22 protein-coding genes and 1 pseudogene are annotated in these 16,559 nt (G+C 59.8%); 3 read left to right on the top strand and 20 right to left on the bottom strand.

The window, feature by feature from the left end:
- Positions 1-86: 86 nt before the first annotated feature.
- The 12 genes from BRX43_RS15935 to BRX43_RS15880 all read right to left on the bottom strand — a co-directional run bounded on the left by BRX43_RS15935 (position 87) and on the right by BRX43_RS15880 (position 7,842).
- Complete coding sequence (locus BRX43_RS15935) at positions 87-746, bottom strand: hypothetical protein (RefSeq protein WP_125996085.1); 660 nt, start codon at positions 744-746, stop codon at positions 87-89.
- 126 nt (positions 747-872) lie between these two features.
- On the bottom strand, positions 873-1,082 hold the full coding sequence (locus BRX43_RS15930; protein ID WP_125996084.1) for a hypothetical protein: 210 nt from the start codon (positions 1,080-1,082) through the stop codon (positions 873-875).
- A 120-nt stretch (positions 1,083-1,202) separates the two neighbouring features.
- Positions 1,203-1,916 carry a hypothetical protein gene (locus BRX43_RS15925; protein ID WP_125996083.1) on the bottom strand — a complete coding sequence of 238 codons (714 nt, stop codon included), beginning with the start codon at positions 1,914-1,916 and terminating at the stop codon, positions 1,203-1,205.
- Between the two features lie 5 nt (positions 1,917-1,921).
- Positions 1,922-2,560 carry a DUF3164 family protein gene (locus BRX43_RS15920; protein ID WP_125996082.1) on the bottom strand — a complete coding sequence of 213 codons (639 nt, stop codon included), beginning with the start codon at positions 2,558-2,560 and terminating at the stop codon, positions 1,922-1,924.
- Positions 2,557-2,742 (bottom strand): hypothetical protein, encoded by a 186-nt coding sequence (locus BRX43_RS15915; protein ID WP_125996081.1) that lies wholly within the window; start codon positions 2,740-2,742, stop codon positions 2,557-2,559. The genes BRX43_RS15920 and BRX43_RS15915 overlap by 4 nt, the downstream gene beginning before the upstream one ends.
- A 12-nt stretch (positions 2,743-2,754) precedes the next feature.
- Positions 2,755-3,072 (bottom strand): hypothetical protein, encoded by a 318-nt coding sequence (locus tag BRX43_RS15910; protein WP_125996080.1) that lies wholly within the window; start codon positions 3,070-3,072, stop codon positions 2,755-2,757.
- 343 nt (positions 3,073-3,415) lie between these two features.
- A complete protein-coding gene (locus BRX43_RS15905; RefSeq protein ID WP_125996079.1) occupies positions 3,416-3,658 on the bottom strand; it encodes a BrnA antitoxin family protein in 243 nt (80 codons plus the stop codon).
- Positions 3,633-3,905, bottom strand: coding sequence for a BrnT family toxin (locus BRX43_RS15900; protein WP_125996078.1), 273 nt, complete (start codon positions 3,903-3,905; stop codon positions 3,633-3,635). Before BRX43_RS15900 ends, BRX43_RS15905 begins: the two co-directional genes overlap by 26 nt.
- Before the next feature lie 1,259 nt (positions 3,906-5,164).
- A complete protein-coding gene (locus BRX43_RS15895) occupies positions 5,165-5,467 on the bottom strand; it encodes a hypothetical protein (RefSeq protein WP_125996077.1) in 303 nt (100 codons plus the stop codon).
- Between the two features lie 250 nt (positions 5,468-5,717).
- A complete protein-coding gene (locus BRX43_RS15890; RefSeq protein ID WP_125996076.1) occupies positions 5,718-6,176 on the bottom strand; it encodes a hypothetical protein in 459 nt (152 codons plus the stop codon).
- A gap of 245 nt (positions 6,177-6,421) precedes the next feature.
- Positions 6,422-7,561: a hypothetical protein gene (locus BRX43_RS15885; protein ID WP_125996075.1), complete on the bottom strand. Its 1,140-nt coding sequence runs from the start codon at positions 7,559-7,561 to the stop codon at positions 6,422-6,424.
- A gap of 5 nt (positions 7,562-7,566) precedes the next feature.
- The gene (locus BRX43_RS15880) at positions 7,567-7,842 is read right to left on the bottom strand and encodes a hypothetical protein (protein ID WP_125996074.1); all 276 of its coding nucleotides are present in this window, start codon (positions 7,840-7,842) and stop codon (positions 7,567-7,569) included.
- A 200-nt stretch (positions 7,843-8,042) separates the two neighbouring features.
- On the opposite strand from BRX43_RS15880, the gene BRX43_RS15875 reads away from it, so the two are divergent.
- On the top strand, positions 8,043-8,564 hold the full coding sequence (locus BRX43_RS15875; protein WP_241215006.1) for a hypothetical protein: 522 nt from the start codon (positions 8,043-8,045) through the stop codon (positions 8,562-8,564).
- Positions 8,565-8,689: 125 nt separating this feature from the next.
- Here the strand turns inward: BRX43_RS15875 and BRX43_RS15870 are convergent, their stop codons facing one another.
- On the bottom strand, positions 8,690-9,130 hold the full coding sequence (locus tag BRX43_RS15870) for a hypothetical protein (RefSeq protein WP_125996073.1): 441 nt from the start codon (positions 9,128-9,130) through the stop codon (positions 8,690-8,692).
- Positions 9,131-9,653: 523 nt separating this feature from the next.
- Here BRX43_RS15870 and BRX43_RS20580 point away from each other — a divergent pair.
- On the top strand, positions 9,654-9,794 hold the full coding sequence (locus tag BRX43_RS20580; protein ID WP_206433247.1) for a hypothetical protein: 141 nt from the start codon (positions 9,654-9,656) through the stop codon (positions 9,792-9,794).
- Positions 9,795-10,140: 346 nt separating this feature from the next.
- On the opposite strand, the gene BRX43_RS15865 is transcribed toward BRX43_RS20580, so the two are convergent.
- A complete protein-coding gene (locus BRX43_RS15865) occupies positions 10,141-10,410 on the bottom strand; it encodes a hypothetical protein (protein ID WP_125996072.1) in 270 nt (89 codons plus the stop codon).
- Positions 10,411-10,871: 461 nt separating this feature from the next.
- Here BRX43_RS15865 and BRX43_RS20980 point away from each other — a divergent pair, with 461 nt between their 5' ends.
- Entirely contained in the window at positions 10,872-11,531 is a 660-nt protein-coding gene (locus BRX43_RS20980) for a PEPxxWA-CTERM sorting domain-containing protein (protein ID WP_241215005.1), read from the top strand.
- 486 nt (positions 11,532-12,017) lie between these two features.
- Here the strand turns inward: BRX43_RS20980 and BRX43_RS15855 are convergent, their stop codons facing one another.
- The 6 genes and pseudogenes from BRX43_RS15855 to BRX43_RS15830 all read right to left on the bottom strand — a co-directional run.
- Positions 12,018-13,262: a GGDEF domain-containing protein gene (locus tag BRX43_RS15855; RefSeq protein ID WP_125996071.1), complete on the bottom strand. Its 1,245-nt coding sequence runs from the start codon at positions 13,260-13,262 to the stop codon at positions 12,018-12,020.
- A gap of 335 nt (positions 13,263-13,597) precedes the next feature.
- On the bottom strand, positions 13,598-13,879 hold the full coding sequence (locus BRX43_RS15850) for a hypothetical protein (RefSeq protein ID WP_125996070.1): 282 nt from the start codon (positions 13,877-13,879) through the stop codon (positions 13,598-13,600).
- A 260-nt stretch (positions 13,880-14,139) separates the two neighbouring features.
- Positions 14,140-14,334 carry a hypothetical protein gene (locus BRX43_RS15845; RefSeq protein ID WP_125996069.1) on the bottom strand — a complete coding sequence of 65 codons (195 nt, stop codon included), beginning with the start codon at positions 14,332-14,334 and terminating at the stop codon, positions 14,140-14,142.
- 4 nt (positions 14,335-14,338) lie between these two features.
- On the bottom strand, positions 14,339-14,497 hold the full coding sequence (locus tag BRX43_RS20575) for a hypothetical protein (protein ID WP_206433246.1): 159 nt from the start codon (positions 14,495-14,497) through the stop codon (positions 14,339-14,341).
- 154 nt (positions 14,498-14,651) lie between these two features.
- Positions 14,652-16,163: a hypothetical protein gene (locus BRX43_RS15835; RefSeq protein ID WP_125996067.1), complete on the bottom strand. Its 1,512-nt coding sequence runs from the start codon at positions 16,161-16,163 to the stop codon at positions 14,652-14,654.
- A gap of 279 nt (positions 16,164-16,442) precedes the next feature.
- A pseudogene (locus BRX43_RS15830) lies at positions 16,443-16,559 on the bottom strand (IS5/IS1182 family transposase); the annotation flags it as partial.

The following is a 16,559-nucleotide window of genomic DNA, read 5'->3' as shown; positions in this document are numbered from 1 at the left end:
GGATCATCGGGGTGCGCAATTACCCACGTTTCAGGAGGGGCCAGGAAGGACCCGCGAAGGCCGGGGGGTGCCGGGCAAGCAGGCTATCACCGCCGCGCTGTGGCCAGCGCCCGGCGGATCGCGGCGTCGAAGGCTGGGCCGGCATGGCGCTGGATGTAGGTGCGCGCGAGTTGCTCGAAGGGCAGCCGCTTGGGCACCGGCGTCGTGTCCTCGAATTGGATCAGGAGCTGCAGCTTTCGTTTGGGCTGCGCACCGCTGGTCCGGCCGGACTGGGATCTCTTGCCTTTCGCCGGCCGCTGCCACACGCCGCTGATCACGCGACCCGACTTGGTCTTGATTGGGCCGATATAGGTCGTAGGCTTAGCTTTTAGCGACGCGAGCTTGCTCTTCGGCAGGTTGCCGTACTGGTTCAAGCCCACCTTGCGCGGCGCCAGCATGCCACGCTTCTTGCCCAGCGATCGACTGCCGCCCAGCACATAGGGCGCGAGGTACTCGGCCTGGATGTCCTTGATGGCGACGGTCGCGATCGGCCGGGTCTTCGTCGCCCGGACGGTCCGGATGGCCTTCCGGGTAAACGGCGTCGGCGTGTCGAAGGTCCGGGCGATGCCCTGTTCCTCGATCTCCGCCACCCCCTGTGCAAGCTCGTTTAGCGCCAGGGACATGGCAAAAGGCACCTGCTCGGCGCCCATGGCGATCATCGCCCGGTGCAGCGGCTTCAGGTGCGCCTTGATGCCGATGCCGATCATCCTGTGTCGATCCTCCAAGCATCGAGAAAGCGACCTGCGCCGTGGGGCTGACCGCCTGGCGCACCTGGATGCCGACGAGGAGCGGCGCCATCCGGCCGCCGCAAGGGATGACGGGGAGCCGGCCGGTCAGCACCGGCCGCGCACGACCGCACGGACATCGGCCGAGATCTGCTCGACCATGTCGATGCGCTGGTCGGACACGTCGATGGACAGCGCCGGGCTGTCCATCATGTCCGCCACCTCCAGCAGCTCAAAGGCATGGATGCGGATGCGATCGCTCGGGCTGAAATGCTGGGGCAGCGACGGCACGCGGCGTCGCAACGGGGATGCGGCCATCGCCATCTCCGATCTGGAATTTCGGGTAACCGCAGGACACCCGCCGGCACGCATGGCCGTGGGTTTGGTGGCGGGGAGCGCAAGGACACGAAGTCCCAGATCGTCTAGCCCCAGGGCCGCTCAGGCGGCGGTGCTCTTCCGAGCTGCAGCTTCATCTACATGAAAGGGCGACAGCCGCCAAGCCTCGATCTCCCAGGCATATGACCCGCCGAAGGACACCAGGGCCTTGCGGCCCAGGCCCTTGACCACGGTGCCGACCAAGCCCGCCAGCGAGGGAGCCTCAGCGACCACCACATCCAATCCCGGAGCGAAGTCCCGCCGCTCGGCGCGCAGCGCCTGAAGGCGCTCCCGGGCCGCCCGACGCGCCGCCCGGTCCCGCTCCGCCTGGCGGCGAAGGCCAGCGATGTGGATGCGCTTGGCCTCGGCACGGCTCTCGGCGGTCCGGATGGCCTGGAGGAGCGCGGCCTCCTCCTGCTCGGCCTGGCGCAGGCCGGACAGCTCGCTCGCGCCGATCAGTGGATATCGATCGCCGTCGCGGAACAGGGAGAAGGCAGGATGCGGGCCGGCACCCTCGATCCGCTGGTCCATGGCGATCGTCGCCAGCTCGGCCATCGCCGCGACCGGCGCGAAGACGATGGTCGGCAGGATCGGCGCCTCGATCTCGACGACCGGCTTGCTGCCGTCGATCAGGCGACAGCGGCCGGGCTTCTCCCGGCGCAGCGTCCTGCGCGGCGTCCAGGCCTCGATCCCGGCCGCCACCAGCGAGTCCGCCAGCGCGAGCGTCCGCCCGCCGGAGGTGCGCAGGATGCACCAGCGCGTGACAGCATCGGGCATGCCGGTCACGCCTTGGCGATGTTGAGTGGGATGGACCGGTAATCGTCGTCTGGCGAGCTGCGCTCCTGGAAGCGCATGTACGTCTTCGAGCCGATCGGACGGATCGAGGCGCGGATCGCATCCATGGCGCGCTGCCAAGCCTCGTCGTCGATGTTGACGCGGAGGAGCTGGAAGATGCCGGTGTGGCTGATCGCCCCTTCCTTTTCGACCGTGAACACCTGGTCGACGAGCGCGCGGATGTACGGATGGCTCGTCGCCGACCAGCCGGTCAGGCACTCGTCGATCATTCCCTTGGCGACCTGCAGCTCGGGACCGAAGGTGATGCGATCGGAAACGGCGATTTGCACTTTGGCGCAGCCGTCGATCGACGTCAGCGTGATGTTGCCTCGCGCTCCACCGACGCTTGTCCCATGATCTTGGGCAAGAAGGGCATTTAGCGAGCCGACGCGCTCGAAGCCCATTTGCTTGAAGTCGCGGATGCGGTCCGCGAGATCCAGCGCATGCGCGCGCAATTCGCGGACCAGCTCATCGATCAGCAAATCCACCGGCTTGATCGCCGAATAGGGCACCAGCGCACCCTTGGCATCCCGCAGATACCAGTGGCCGTTATAGTCGAGCGCCTGCGGGTGCGGCTTCTCGCTCACGCCGCGATCCCCAGCGGCGCGGCGCCGAGAATGACGCGGCGCATTGCCGCGAGATCATCCTCGGCACCCTGCCCTCGCTCCACGGCTTCCAGGAGCTTGCGGAAGTCCGCCTTTTCGATGCCCACGGTCTCTCCCGGAGAGGCGTCGACAAGCTCCCGCATCGTCTTGGTGTCGTAGCGCATTGCTGATCCCGGCTAATTTCCTCCGCGATGTGCCAGGATCAGGGGGATCATCGGCAGCTGCTCATTTGCGCAGGGGTGCACAATAAGATTGCTCAGCGGGTGCGCGTGACACCAGCCTTGCCGGCCGAGCGCATCGGCGATCACCACGCGGCACCGGTGTGCATCGCGGATGTAGATCCCTCGGCGCGCGCCGATATCACGCTGGATCAAGCCGCGCGCGACGAGCTGGTCCACCAGCTGCCGGACGCGCGTGCCCTTGATGCGCGGCCGCATCCCCCGCCCGATCTCGCCATAGCTCGGGCTGGTGCCGGTCCGCTCGATGCGCTCCATGATGTACGCCAGGGCCTCAATGCGCCGCGGCGCACCGTGGAAGGCGGATCGCTCCCCCACAATTCCTCCATGACACCCCCGTCACGGAACATAGGGGGAATTGCACCGCGTCGCCAGCGCGACGAACGACGCGCCGTCCCGCTGCGGGCATGCTACCATCGCGATGCTGGAAGCCGGCTGCGGCCGTGATCGTCGGTGACCTTCAGGAGGAGCGGTGCTCGCCGCTTGCCCCAATCCTCCACCCCGGAAGTCGGGGCGCGGCGGAGACCTCGTCCGCCGCGCTGGACATTTCCCCTCCTATGAGTGGGCCAGCCGGGGCGGATATACCCCAGCGATACCCCACCTAGAGAGGAGCGGCCTTGCGCAGCGCATCGTTCAGCCGCGTCTGCCAGCCAGCGCCACCTGCCCGGAAATGGTCCAGCACGTCGCGATCCAGCCTGATCGTGACCTTCTCCTTGTCCGAGCCTTTCGGCCGGCCGCCACGGTTCACCACCTTGCCAGCGACCTTCACCGTCGCGGCATCGAATTGCGCGGAGGAGATTTCAGGAAAGTCGTCCGGATCAACCCACGGTTCGATAGTAGTCATTCGCCTCACCCTTGGTTGCCACGCGCATCGAGATGATGTGCTGGTCATCGCCACGATCGGTCCAGACAATCACCACGACCTTGGTGCCGAGAAGGCCGATGGAAACGATCCGCACCTCACCATAGTCGAAGCGGTCATCCTCAAACTCGACCGTGACACCGGCGAACACCTTGCCTGCGTCCGCAAAATCGAGGTTCCGTTCCCGAAGGGTGACGGCGCGTTTCGCAGGATCGAAGGTGATTGCCATGAGGTTTTTGTAGGTACAAAAACGATGGTGGTCAAGAGGTTCTTGTCATCCCAAAAACTACTGCGCGGCCACATCCTCCGCCGCCCGCTGCTTCTCCCCTCGTACAACAAGGCTGGATGAAGCGGATGTACCCCATCGATACCCCAAGTAAGGCTGCGGCTTCCAATGTCCGGTATTGGGAGGAAAGCGGACCTTCCGCTTTGGAGGCGCGCCCTCGAAAACTAAACAATGAACCGGCATCTCAAATGCATCGGCCTTTTGCATCGCTGAAGCTCCCAGCTTCCTGCCGTTCTTGGCCTGATGCGAAATCCGTGAATTCTGCATCATGGGCAATGGAAATTGGCCACTGTCTATGTTAGTCCACGCACACGGTACTCAGGATACGACCCTTTTCGACCAGCGTTCTACACCCAAAATAAGAATTGTTTGGAGCACAAATACCCCTGATCTTCGTTCTCGAACTTTTAGGACGCGGCTTGTCCGGGTAAAGACAGGCTCCATGACAGTCTGCGTGACCATTGCATGATTTGCCGGCATCTTGGTAGGGAATGACGCACATTTCGTAACCGAACATACCCTGAGCCGTTGCGGTCCCGCCTTGCCGTAAGCACTGTTCTAATTTTGCACCAGATAGCGCTTTCTGAGGGTCTCGAGCACGTCCTAAGCTCGATGTCGCACAACACGCGAGTAAGCTAACACAATGGATAATTCGCATGTCCGATGGCTACCATGTTTTTTGAGCCGCAGAAATCAGCGTCGGTGGACTGACTGCTTTGCATCCCAGCGTTAATGCAGAACTTTTGATTTTTGCATCAGGGGTGGCCGGACCGAGACTGTCGCGCTGAACGAATAACCGCTTTCGAAAGCCGTGTATCGCAAATTGAGCGTCCGGTATTGGGCGATTGTGTTGAAAAACTCCGCCAGGGATCGAACCTCGCCAACCACGCGCAGCTCCGTTGCACAAACCCCTTGGCTTCTGCAGTTTAGTTACGTTTGGCAATCGTCCAATGGTCTATTGCTTCACGGTCATGGCCCACCATCAGGGCTGTGAGAGTTTTTCAACACAATCGGGTGAAAGCGGACGTGGCCCGTGGCGGACAAACCCTCCGCCGCGCTTGCTACTTGCCCTTCTACGCCTAGGCTAAAAAACGCGAATGTACCCCTATCATACCCCAACTTGGCTTGCGTCATGACATGGTCAACAGAGTAGCCACCTTCGGTTCCCGCCATATTCCAGCCAAGCAATTTCCTGTCACCTGTCACTCAACAGGCTGCTCGCTAAGCCAGGCTCGAGCTTTCCCCATCAAAAGGTTCAGCACGAGAGCGATATCCGCTGCGATCGCGACTGCAGCGATTAACATCATCCACTTCGACGCGCCGTCATGGGTGCAATGAGCGTTTGCCCGGACGCATGCGATGCCAGTGGACAGATCTGCCTGGAGTATGATGGCCGCCATTGGAACCGCTAGGACTCCGGACAGGACATATCCAAGCATGGTGAATGGAGCTTTTGGCGGCATTGCGTTCTCCTGCGAGGCCACGCCAATGCCTTCAACCTGCATGAGCTTGAAACCGATATAAGCCGTTGGTGTGATCGGACCAGCCGATTTGGTCCTAACGGGGCAGGAATGGAGGGGTAGAGGAGGCACCCTCCGCCGAGCATCGCCTTGCCTCTCCTATGCGGGTGGTAGAAGCGGCGATTATAGCCCCATCGTACCCCATGCGCGCCTGGAAGGATAAGCGTGGGAGTGGATTAGCCCGGCGTTGCTAGGAGTTGATGTCCGGGTTTTGGGGGGAGGCGGGCATACCGCTTTAGGGTGTAACCTTGGATACGGCGCAAGCTTTTCGAGCATCTGCAAGCCGCAGATCGCATGTCACACGGACACGATCGGGATGCCATGAACCAAACCAGCGGACGCCACCAATAATAGGATTGCCGTTGCCAGTGAACAAACGAACCTGCAGGCTCTGTGAACTCTCCACACCTGGCAGATATTCCATTCGCGAAACTCGGCTCACACAAAGTGATCCTCTCGTCTTGCAGTCTGCGACGCGAATATCGCTTCGGCCGCCTCCTTCGTGAAAAGGATCACTGCCCTTCTCGCCGTAGATCAAGAGCAGGTTCGGCGTCTTGTCACCGGCGTCAGCTGTCCGAACATCTATGACGAACTCTGGCATGCTATGACGCCAGCTGGTCACCGCCGTATACCCTGTTCCGCCGACAAGGACCGTAGCCGTCAGAGCGACGGCGATTTTGATTGCGTTATGCATGGCGGTTTCCTCAGGGCTGAACACGGCAGCTTAATGCTTCGTCGATTGCCTGCAACTGGGCGAAAGCGGACGTGGTCTGCGGCGGACATCCCCTCCGTGTGATGTGTCATTCTCTCTTCGTCAAAAGGCGGATATGTAGCTCGATGTACCCCTGCAATACCCCAGAGCAGTCGGGTACACGGTTGCAAATCGTGCCCAGTTGGACGGTCATCGCTCCGGTCGATCATCTTCGGACGGGGATCTGATCACCTCCCCGAGTCAGCTCCTCGCGACGCGATCATGGCGTTCGTCTCAGTCAGGTCGACGACGTGAACGGTAAGTGGCCCCATGCGTGAGGGGATGCGGCTGCCGAGCGGCACACCGAAATTGGCTCGAACCGTGAACCGGTCGATCCGGTAAATGCCGGGGCTGTTTGGATCCAGAGCCAGAGGGACATAACGTCTCGCGCTGACGTGCCGCACGATGCCAACGCGCCACTGGCTCAGTCCAGTGGTTCTCAGCATTTCCACGTCCGCAGTATGCCCATCCGGGCGGATCCAATAGCCGATGTCCGCCCACCGAACGGGATCGCGATCATAGCGATCGCTTATACCCGGAGGGGGATTGATGTCCTCGACCGGCGGTGCTGACAGCAAGGTAGGCGCTTGGGTGGCGGATTGTCGCAACCGGGTTGCCAGGGCCTCAATCGCGCCCTTGTCGCCCCTGCGATTGGCGATACGGGCAAGGAGGACATCGCGTACTTGATTCATCGCCGGCTGGCTTGGTCCAGCGATCGTCGCCCCCTGCCTCACCAACTTATCCGCTTCAGCATAGCGATTGCGCATGAGGGCGAGCCAAGCGCGCCGGTAGGTGGCGGCGGCCGCGATCGAGCGGTGATCGTTTGCGAGTGCCAGCCGCTGCACCTTTTTGTAGATGTCTTCCGCCACGTCCGGCAGGCCAAGGCCCAGCATATCGTCGGCGCGGCGGATTTCCTCGGTCAATGTGGCAGGCGTTGTCGCGCCGAGATGCTCGCGAAGCAGCACCACATTCTGCCGTCCGGCGTGTTTCCAAAGGTCCTTGTAGCCTTCATGTTCAGCGACGGTGGCGAGCGTGGCGTAAAGGCTTGAAACAGGGCCTGGCAGCTCTGCGGCATGTTTCTTGTTGCGGTGTATCGCTTTCTGAAGGGTGCGATGTGCATCCGCATAGCGGCCTGCGCCGAATTGCTCGACAGCGGCCTGCAGGGACGCTTCGACGTCCTCTGCGGGGGGACATTGTCGCTGCAGACAATCCGTCAGCCCTTTCTCCGCGCGGCGCCCCAGGACAATGACTTCATCAGCGTCAGGCGTTTGTGGAGCCGCCGGGACCAGCTGTGCCGTCACCAATAGGAGCGCCGTCGTCACGATCATGACGGTCAAGCTCCTCGGCTCTGCACAGACTGGATTAGGGCTCCCGCGGCGAAAGGCCAGACGGCGCTCTGCAACGCGCTCATGATGCCTGCGAACAACTGGCTCTTCGCAACGCCGTTGACGGTTTGTGCGCCTGCACCAACGACCAGGCCATGAACCTGCTGCGCTGTCAGACTCGCGATCGATATCGCGCTGATTACTCCACCGACGAAGATCACGGCGCTGAGCACGAAGAGAATAGCGGGAGCCCGGCGGGTCAATATGGCGGCGAACACATCCATTGAAGCCTCCTACTGGCAAGCAAGTGATTGTGTTACACTGCTTTTCAGTGAGGCTGAACGAGAAGCCCGAGAAAGGAAAGCATGTTCGTCGCCGATGTGGATGTTACCTGGTAAGCGCGGCGGACGGACCGTCCGCCGCGCTCGACAAGCCCTCTCGTAATGAGCGCGAGTTTCGTCTCGATATATCCCAGCGCTACCCCATGTCGGACATTGGGAGGAAAGCGGACCTTGCCCCGGCGGATGGCACGCTGTTAATTGCCCTCATGGATTGGTCACAGATCGCTTCGGATTTCACAGCCGATGGATCTCTCCGCGACATCTACATTTGCGGAACGTCGATGGACGACTGGGTGTGCGTTTGGGCGGTGCTCACTGCCGAGTCGAGCAGCTTGGAATTCACCATTGACGGGGAACCACGCATGCCTCCAGCAGTGACCGAAGTGTTCATGCTAAGTCGTGCTCATTCTGTCTGTGCATCTTATAAACTTGGTCAACAGCGCTTGAACTGCCACTTCTTCTGTGAGGAGGAAATCGAGTTTGACCTAGATCCTCGCGATGTCGTTGGGCTCGACGAAGCGAAGCAGCTGGCAGAATTTATGAAGAGCGTTGGACGGGCCACGTCAAAGAAAGTGCGGCTGACGCCTGAAAACGAGGTGGGCTCTACGATTGCTCGCTATGAACCAGCCACTGATGAAGTCGTGTGGCGGCCTACCTTGGACTAACCGCATGTCCGCAACTGGGCGCTTGCCGTCCGGCAGCTTCCTCGCCTCGTAGCTCCCGGTCGGGTTTCCGGCGATCTGCGCCGCTTGAACGGGCCGGAACGGCGTTACGTGGTGGAAGGCGGACGTTATCTTCCTATCAGGACCGCTTCTTCAATCTCGTTGTTCATCATCCGGGCAATGCTCGACCTGAACGCGTCTACATCGGCATAAGTCGTGAGGAACGCTCCTCGGACCCGGTTCCGTGGATCGTCGTTATCGGCGACTTCAAAGCGAGCCGTGAGGTTGCCGCGCTTGTCCGCCGAGGCGATCTCCATGCGCACCATCAGGTCGTCGCCGGTTTGCATGTCGTAGCCCCATTGGGCCACGACGGGATTTTGATCGGCTATCGGGTAGACGGATAACGCTTCGGCAAACTCCTTGATGTCCTGCCACTGGACCCAAAAGCCACCCCGACCAGCAAAGCCTTTTGCCTCCGCTGATATTGAAAGGTAACCAAAGTCGTCCGTGTCGAGCTTCGGATCGAAGAAGCTAGCGTCATACCGATATCGAAGCGTGAGCCGGTCCATAGGCAATGCTTCGCATTCCAGCTCTAAGTCCGCAATTGGGCGGTTCCAGCCTAACGGCTTTTAGGGGTCGCTTTCACCCTTGGGAATGTCGCGACTTGGGAGGTTAGCTGCCGTCGGCAACTTGGGTTCGGAACGGGTGATGCGGGTTCCTGCTGACGAAATCCTCAACTTCTCGCAGACGGTCTGGGAAAGGCTCCGCATCTCGCCAGCGTGTGTGGTTGATGAAGCGGAAGCCAGCGAACCAGAGTGCCCGTACCTTAGCCCATTGCTCAGCGTCGTCCCTCCTGGGAACTTTGAAGGCGCGGCCCATCCAGCGAAGATCACCCCCGCATTCTGGGCACTTTGCCGTGTTCCCTTCCGATCGCTTCCATGATTTGTGACAGTCGAAGCAAGCGTGCGGCCAGAGGCATTCTGGTCCTCGATGCAAGGGGATGGCGTCGAACGTAGGCACCTTCCGATTGCCGAGTTCACGGCGAAGTTCCATCCGTTCGGACTTGGTGGGGCCACCGGGCATCGCCAATGTATGCGACAGCCGCTCTATGTCGGCAATCGGGCGGAAGCGGAATGTCCGCCTCTGGGGGGATATCTGCCGTCAGGGCTGACGCCGCAAAATCCGAACATGCTGGCGGAGGAGCAGCATTGTGAAGACGAAAATGCCAAGTAGATAGCCACCCCCTCGCTGTGCGAGAGCAGCTTCTGCTTCTGAGCCCGCATGTCCTCCAAAGCTACCGATTGCAAAGCCGATCGCGAGGAAGCAGCCTGCAAACCGCGCTTGAGCCGGTGTTCCGATCCGTCCCGCAAAAAACCAAGCGAACCATCCATAAAACATGACGTTTCCCGCTGCGGCAACAATCGTAAGCATCAGACAACCTCGGAACGACGAGGCGTCGACGATAGTGGTCCGCTAGGATCGGCACAACGTCGAAGACGGCATCTCAATTTCATACTCCCAGCGGCTGCAATTGGGCGAAAGCGGCATGTCCGCCAAGAGTGGAAAGCAGTCGGTCTGCTTACCGAGTGATGACGAACATCTGTTGCAGCATGGACGACAAGTCCCTGTCGCGGTTGGGCCGCACCGGAAGCTCCATTCGATCTCGAACAACGCTCGTAAGATAGTCGGCGATTTGCTCCACGGGCGCATCGGCTTTCAGCATTTCTAGCACCCGAGGCGCATACATGTCGTACTCGTCCGCAGCCTCTTCGATACCCCGCACGCCGATCGGGTCCCAAGCCCAGTGCAGGGCAACTTGGATCATTCGTAAGCTGGAATCGTCGCCCATCACGCTATCCTAATATCTACGCCGAATGTCCGGAAGTGGGCGATTGTGTTGAAAAACTCCCGCAGCCCTGATGGTACACCCCGACCGTAAAACTATAGACCATTGGAAGATTGTGAACCGTAACCAAACTGCGCGGGGTTGGGGAGGTTCGATCCTCGGCGGAGTTTTTCAACACAATCGGGCGGAAGCGGTCATCCCGAAAGGCTTGCCCCTGCCAGTCTTGGCCGTTCGCGTATGCCGCCGTTCCGGCAGTCATCGCGCGCCTGGAAGGGTGAGGAGAGCAGCCGTTCAGCGCCAGATTGCGCGAGCCCTGCCGCAGCTCGGATACCCTGTCTCGAAATGATCCATGAAGCTACACGTTCATGCTTCAGAAAGATTTCGACTGAGACAGCTAGGGTAATCCAGCCTAAAGCAGCACCCAATCGGAGCCGCTGTGGCGCCGAGGAACGATCGGATCGCTCATGAGTGCGGCCGACCTAGGGGGTGCTTTGTCAATGTTTAAGTCGGTTGCGCTTACTAGCCTGTCGTTCGCGACCTTCCTTGCCGCCGCGCCGGCAAGCGCCGCGACGCTCACTCGTACCAGCTTCGAGTCTGATTATCCTGTAACGGGGTTCGAGACGCCGGTTGCTGATGGCAAATCCAGCTATCTACTCGGCGTTTATGAGGCTGCGACAGACCATAGCCACAGCCACGCCGCCAATGTCGTCATTGACGACCAGGGAGGTCGGCCATTGTACCTTACGCTTGCTTCGTATGAGGGTGTCGACTGGACGTTCTCGGGCAGCGGTGTCAGCAACATTGCCGGCATCCTGCTCTCCGCTTACACGCCGAGCAGCGTTATTGGCGTCGACGCGGCAAAGGTTACCTCGTTGGTCGGGTCCACGACAAACGTCGGCTACGCCTACACTTATCCGAGCGTAGAAGCGACTGCGTTGATCAACTATTCGTCGAACTTCTTTCGCACGCCGGTCGATGCTGCGATTATGACTTATACCGGTAATGGGTTTGTAATCGCGGCTCCCAGTGGTGTGCCCGAGCCGGCAACCTGGGCGCTCATGATTGCGGGCTTCGGAATGGTAGGCGCAGCGATGCGTCGTCGTCCAACCACTGTAAACGCTTGATCTTGGCGGGAGCCGCACACCGCCCTCTTTTGGGCGCTTTCTGACAGAGCGCGCGGCGGACATTTCCTCCGCCGCGCCGCGCTGCGCCACTCCTAAACCGCTCGGTATGCAGCTCATGGTACCCCAGCCATACCCCACCGCTTGGCGCGGATCGGCAGAGCTGGACGCTGCGGCAAAGCCAGAGCCATCGCAGGTATATGTTTGATCGGCAGGTCTGCGGTATGTTGCAAGCTCGTGATCGCTGCTTAGTATCTAGTGATGGATGCCAGCGAGACGGAGCATTTGATCGCCCTGGTGCACGCGTGCGGCCTGCAGGCCGGCACGGATCCAGGGAAGAGCAGATCGGACTGTCCGTTCTGTGATGATCGAATGGATCTCTGCCGGGCTTGGCTTGCCGGCTTCAGTATCGGTCGCGCTACCCTGTCACGGGCACCGAGCTGAGTCTGCTACGCTGATGCGCGCGGCGGACAGACCGTCCGCCGCGTGTCAAATTCCTGTCAGCGATGAGACTGTCTGAGCCTGCAAATACCCTGGCGGCACCCCGCCATCCGAAGAACCTGTTTGCGCTTTGGTGCAGTCCAAGTCTGGTGTGGGCGAACACTGAGTGTGGTGAACGTGCTTCATAGCGTACATCGCTTCGTCGGCGGCATCAGTTAGCCGCTCAAAACCGTTTTCGATGGGTCCGTCGCTGATGCCAATGCTGAGCGTCGGATAATCACGCGCCTCGATCAGCACACGCACAGCGCGATCGAAGCGATGCGACAGTCGCTTGGCGAGCGCCTCCGCATCGGCCCGCCCCATTCCTGGTATGACGCACAGGAACTCGTCGCCCCCGATCCGTGCCACGGTCCCGATCGTGTCCAATTCGCGCTGCATGATGTTCGACAGCATCCTCAACACCGCATCGCCCGCTGCGTGTCCCTGCCCGTCGTTCAGCATCTTGAAGCGATCGACGTCGATCAGCAGTACCGCCACCTCGCCGCGCATCCCCTCGATGACACGCGACAGCCCGAGGCGATTGAGGGCACCGGTCAGACTGTCATGGCACGCCTGATTGCGCAGCAAGTGCTGGCTGCGCTCGGCGTCCATCAGCAGCAGCAGAAAATGGCTGAGTGTCAGGATAACGATTGCGACCGCGGCCATCCAAGCGGCGCTCGAAGCCAGCAGCACCTGCCAATCGTCTCTCGTTTCGAAGACGATGAGCACGATAGCGCGGCCGACGAACAACAACGATGCGGAACCAGAAAGCGCCGCCATGATCCAGCCGGTATCGAGCCGTTCGCGTTTCGCCACCCCCAGCGCCATGCCCGCGATGATGGCCAGCGCGATTCCTCGCGCTGGGCCGACGATCGCCATCGCCCACCGCCCATCTTCCGGTTCTACGATCGGCAGCATGACGACCGCGAACACCATCACAACTAAGAGTGCGACAGCGACGGGGGGCACGCGCCGCCTCGCGAAGCCCGCAACGCCGTGAACGCACGCTGCATATCCAACCATCACCACGATGTTTGACAGTCGCTCAACGATCACCGAGGTTGCCGACCCCCAGATCAGCGCGCCACCGTTTCCGAGTCCAACCGCCAGCTTGCCGCAGCCCCACCATCGGGCCCATCCACCACGATCGCTGCTGACGGCCCTTGGCAGCAGATATATCGACCCCGACAACAGCGCGCCGATCGCGGCGACCACTTGCAGGCTGATCAGGTCTAATATCATCTGATTACGCATCTCTTGGCAGGACTTGCAGGCCGTGATGCATCAGATTGATTAGAAAATCACTTCTCCATCCAGCCCCGGCACCCGCTGGTTGCGTTTGACGGCTAACCGGTATCAGTCAAGGAGCGAAGTTCGGCGTTGTACTTGCAAGGAATGAATTTGTCTTGAAACTTGGGCCTGCCAGCGGAAGTATGAAAGTCCGCGAGCTCCGGCGGAAAAGCCCTCCACCGCACACGGTCGTCCTCCTCGCTCATGAAATGCGCACCGGGACCTGGCGCACCCCGATCATACCGCCACAATGCGGAGCGATGTGCCGGACGCAAGGCAACAGTCCGCTTCCTCAGCGATCAGACGGACGCGTGACAGGCGAAGGCCACGAACGCATCCAGCAACCCGGCTTTCGATACCGCCGCCAAGCTATGCTGCGCCGGGCAGGACAGGCCAGCCAAGGGGCATCCCTGCGTTCCTCTGTCGAAGCGCGCGATGCGGCGACGCTGGCGCGCGTTCAGGGTAGGCAGGAAATCTTCCTCGAGCGAGTCCAGATCGCTGGGATGAAGATAGCGCAGCTGACGCAGTGGGCAGGCCCGATCCGCCTTGTCCGCGAAGGCGCTGCAAGCGGGCGTGATCATCAACTGAAAGTCCAAGCGACTGGGCGGCCCGGCTGCCGGTGTCGCGAGGAGAGCAGCTAGGATCAGCATAAGGCACCCTCAAACCGGCGCATCGCGCACCGGATCATCAAAGCGACCGCCAGGCTATCGCCGCCTCGATGACGACAAACGATCACACGCATGACAGTCGCGGACAGATGGTGGAATCCGCCCACGAGGCCTGTGCAAATCCATTCTGCGCCGTGCCGCCGTGGCGCGTTGGAACACCAGCTCGCACATCATCATCTGGTCCGCTGGCTCGATAACATCAGGGCGACCATGCGCGCCCCGCCCGCCTGGCGGACGACGAAGGCCTTGCTCTTGGGGAACAGCTCGACCGGATCACGGTTCGGCCGTACCACGCCGTCCGCCCAGCCGGCCCCGAAGCGTTCGAACAGCGTCTCGGGCTCGCTGGCCAGCCGGGCGCGGTTGCACATGCGATCAGCGCCGTGCCGTGACCGGCACGGACGCGCGGCCGGGTGGCGGTGCGTCGGGCGCCGCCGGCGACCCCTCCGGGGACGCGGACAGTCGGGTCGCGTGGAGATGCCGCAAGATCAGCGCCAGATCGCGCTCCGTCAGCCCCGAGGCCGGATCGATCACGTGCCCCTCCGGCAGCGGCTCCACCCAGGCCGCCAAGCGGTTGCATGCTGCGCCTAGCGCCAGGGTCAAAAGATTCGTCGAAATCAACATTGATTTATAATACAAAATCTCTCGAACTAGAGCTACGGTTTGCATGTAGGAGCATTGAGATGCTTCACGAAGCACCAGTTCGCCGATGCGCCGGCATATCGGCAATGATGATTTGGCGGGTTACCGGATCAAAGGCATAATATATACGTAAGCAACGATCAGGTTGCCTTGTATTTCCACCATTTTTCACGTGCCAATTTGCTAAATATCGATTTGACTGGTAGTCAAATAAGTATTCGTCTGAACCGCAGGGTGCATTAGTTATACCATTTTCAATAGCTATGTTTGCTAGTGCTCCTCCACCATCAATAAACCTATCCCGCGCAACGCCGGCGAGCCACTGAAGGCAGCGCACCGCCATCGCGACGTCGCGAAACTCCGGTTTGCGCAATGAGCGTCTTGCAGCTGAACTCAATACCAGTTTGCTTGGAAAAGCTGCATCTACCCATCCTGTGACGTCATCCCAAATTTCTGGAGTCGGTGCAGCTGCTGGCGGTTCGGAACCTGCAGCTTGAAGAGCATACTCCAACTGCTCTAAGCGGGCATTAGCAGACGCTAATTGCCTCTCGGCGTTAAATGCTCGCGCTTCTTCCTCGGCTGAAAGTTCAAATGCCTGATCACACTGCTCTTGCAGCGAACTAACCAACTCCTCCATAGTCTCGATCCGAGATTGAGCGAGGCGGAGCTTCTCACCTTCTCCGGCGCTAGACGCTGCATCTGTTTCTTGAGCAGTTCGACTAGCTAGATCTCGCACCTTTGCAAAACTAAGAACATCATTTCCAAGCCTTGTTCGACTGAGACTCTCGCGGGCAGTAGAAACAGCTAGACTGCTCAATATTTGGCGAGGGGCGGCAACGATGTCGTCACCAAAAAACATGCGATGATCCCGCTCATCCGAGCGTATATTGAATCCCGGCTGATACACTCGTAATCCACCATGGAAGACCTTGAACTTCTCTCCTACAGCAGCCGATAGTCTATAATTGAGGGATGCAGGTATAAAAACAACATGTGCCAATCCACATAGTGACTTAGCTAATCGATTAAGCAGCTGCAAATGCTGACCCTGAACTTGCCTACGATCATCTTCCGTGACAACGATCAATGGTAGACGGCGCGCATCTTCAAATATCCATCTAATAACTTTGTCAACATCGTCCAGCGTCCTTGCCCACCAGCATTTGCCATGAGCTTTTATTATCCCATCCGATAAACCAATCTTTTGAGCAATCTGGTATACTAGCCCGGGAACAGAAGGGGTTATTGTAAGAACAGCTTCGCTAGAATTAACAATTGATCGTACGCCAAGCCGAATCCCGTCTTGTCTACCCTGATAGCCAAGACTAATCTCTGTAGACCAAATTCTACCTGCAACAGTCTTGTCAGGATCATCACCGCGCAGAGACCAGATGCGAACGCCCTCTTGGTCGATTGCGGTTGCCATGACGGTTCGTCCTACAGCAAACGCCTCAAAAGCCCGTCCATCCCAAGCTTCTTTGGGCAATAAATCACCAGCGCGATTTCGAGCCCATTTTAGCACTTGGTGCTGTGCTTCACGAAATATTTGATCGATCATATCCGGAGACGCCGGTATGGTCGCAACGACACGCAATATCTCGCGTTGAACTGCTCGCCTAGTTTGGTTCCGTTCACTTCCTACCGAACGGCTAAAGCTTGGCTGAGTGATCACCCTTTCCCCCTCCACTACCTAGCGCTAAGTCGGCGCACTATGAGCCGGAATAAAAGTCAGCAGAATTCATACACTTAATACAAGCATCAGGACGATCTGCAAGGTCAAGCAACTCCTGGTGTCGTTCCATTGTGCTTATACATGAGAGGTGCCTGAGAGCCCGACTCATAATTCGAGCTTTGCAATACGGCGGGTCATTCGCCTGATGGATGCGATGATGAGCCATGCTTCTGACGAGGCGATGGAAGCCTCCCAGTCCTTGGCGAGGCGTCGGCATCGGTT

This window comes from Sphingomonas sp. S-NIH.Pt15_0812, from assembly GCF_003951315.1.
Taxonomy (GTDB): Bacteria; Pseudomonadota; Alphaproteobacteria; order Sphingomonadales; family Sphingomonadaceae; genus Sphingomonas.
This window is presented reverse-complemented; position numbering and strand designations above follow the sequence as displayed.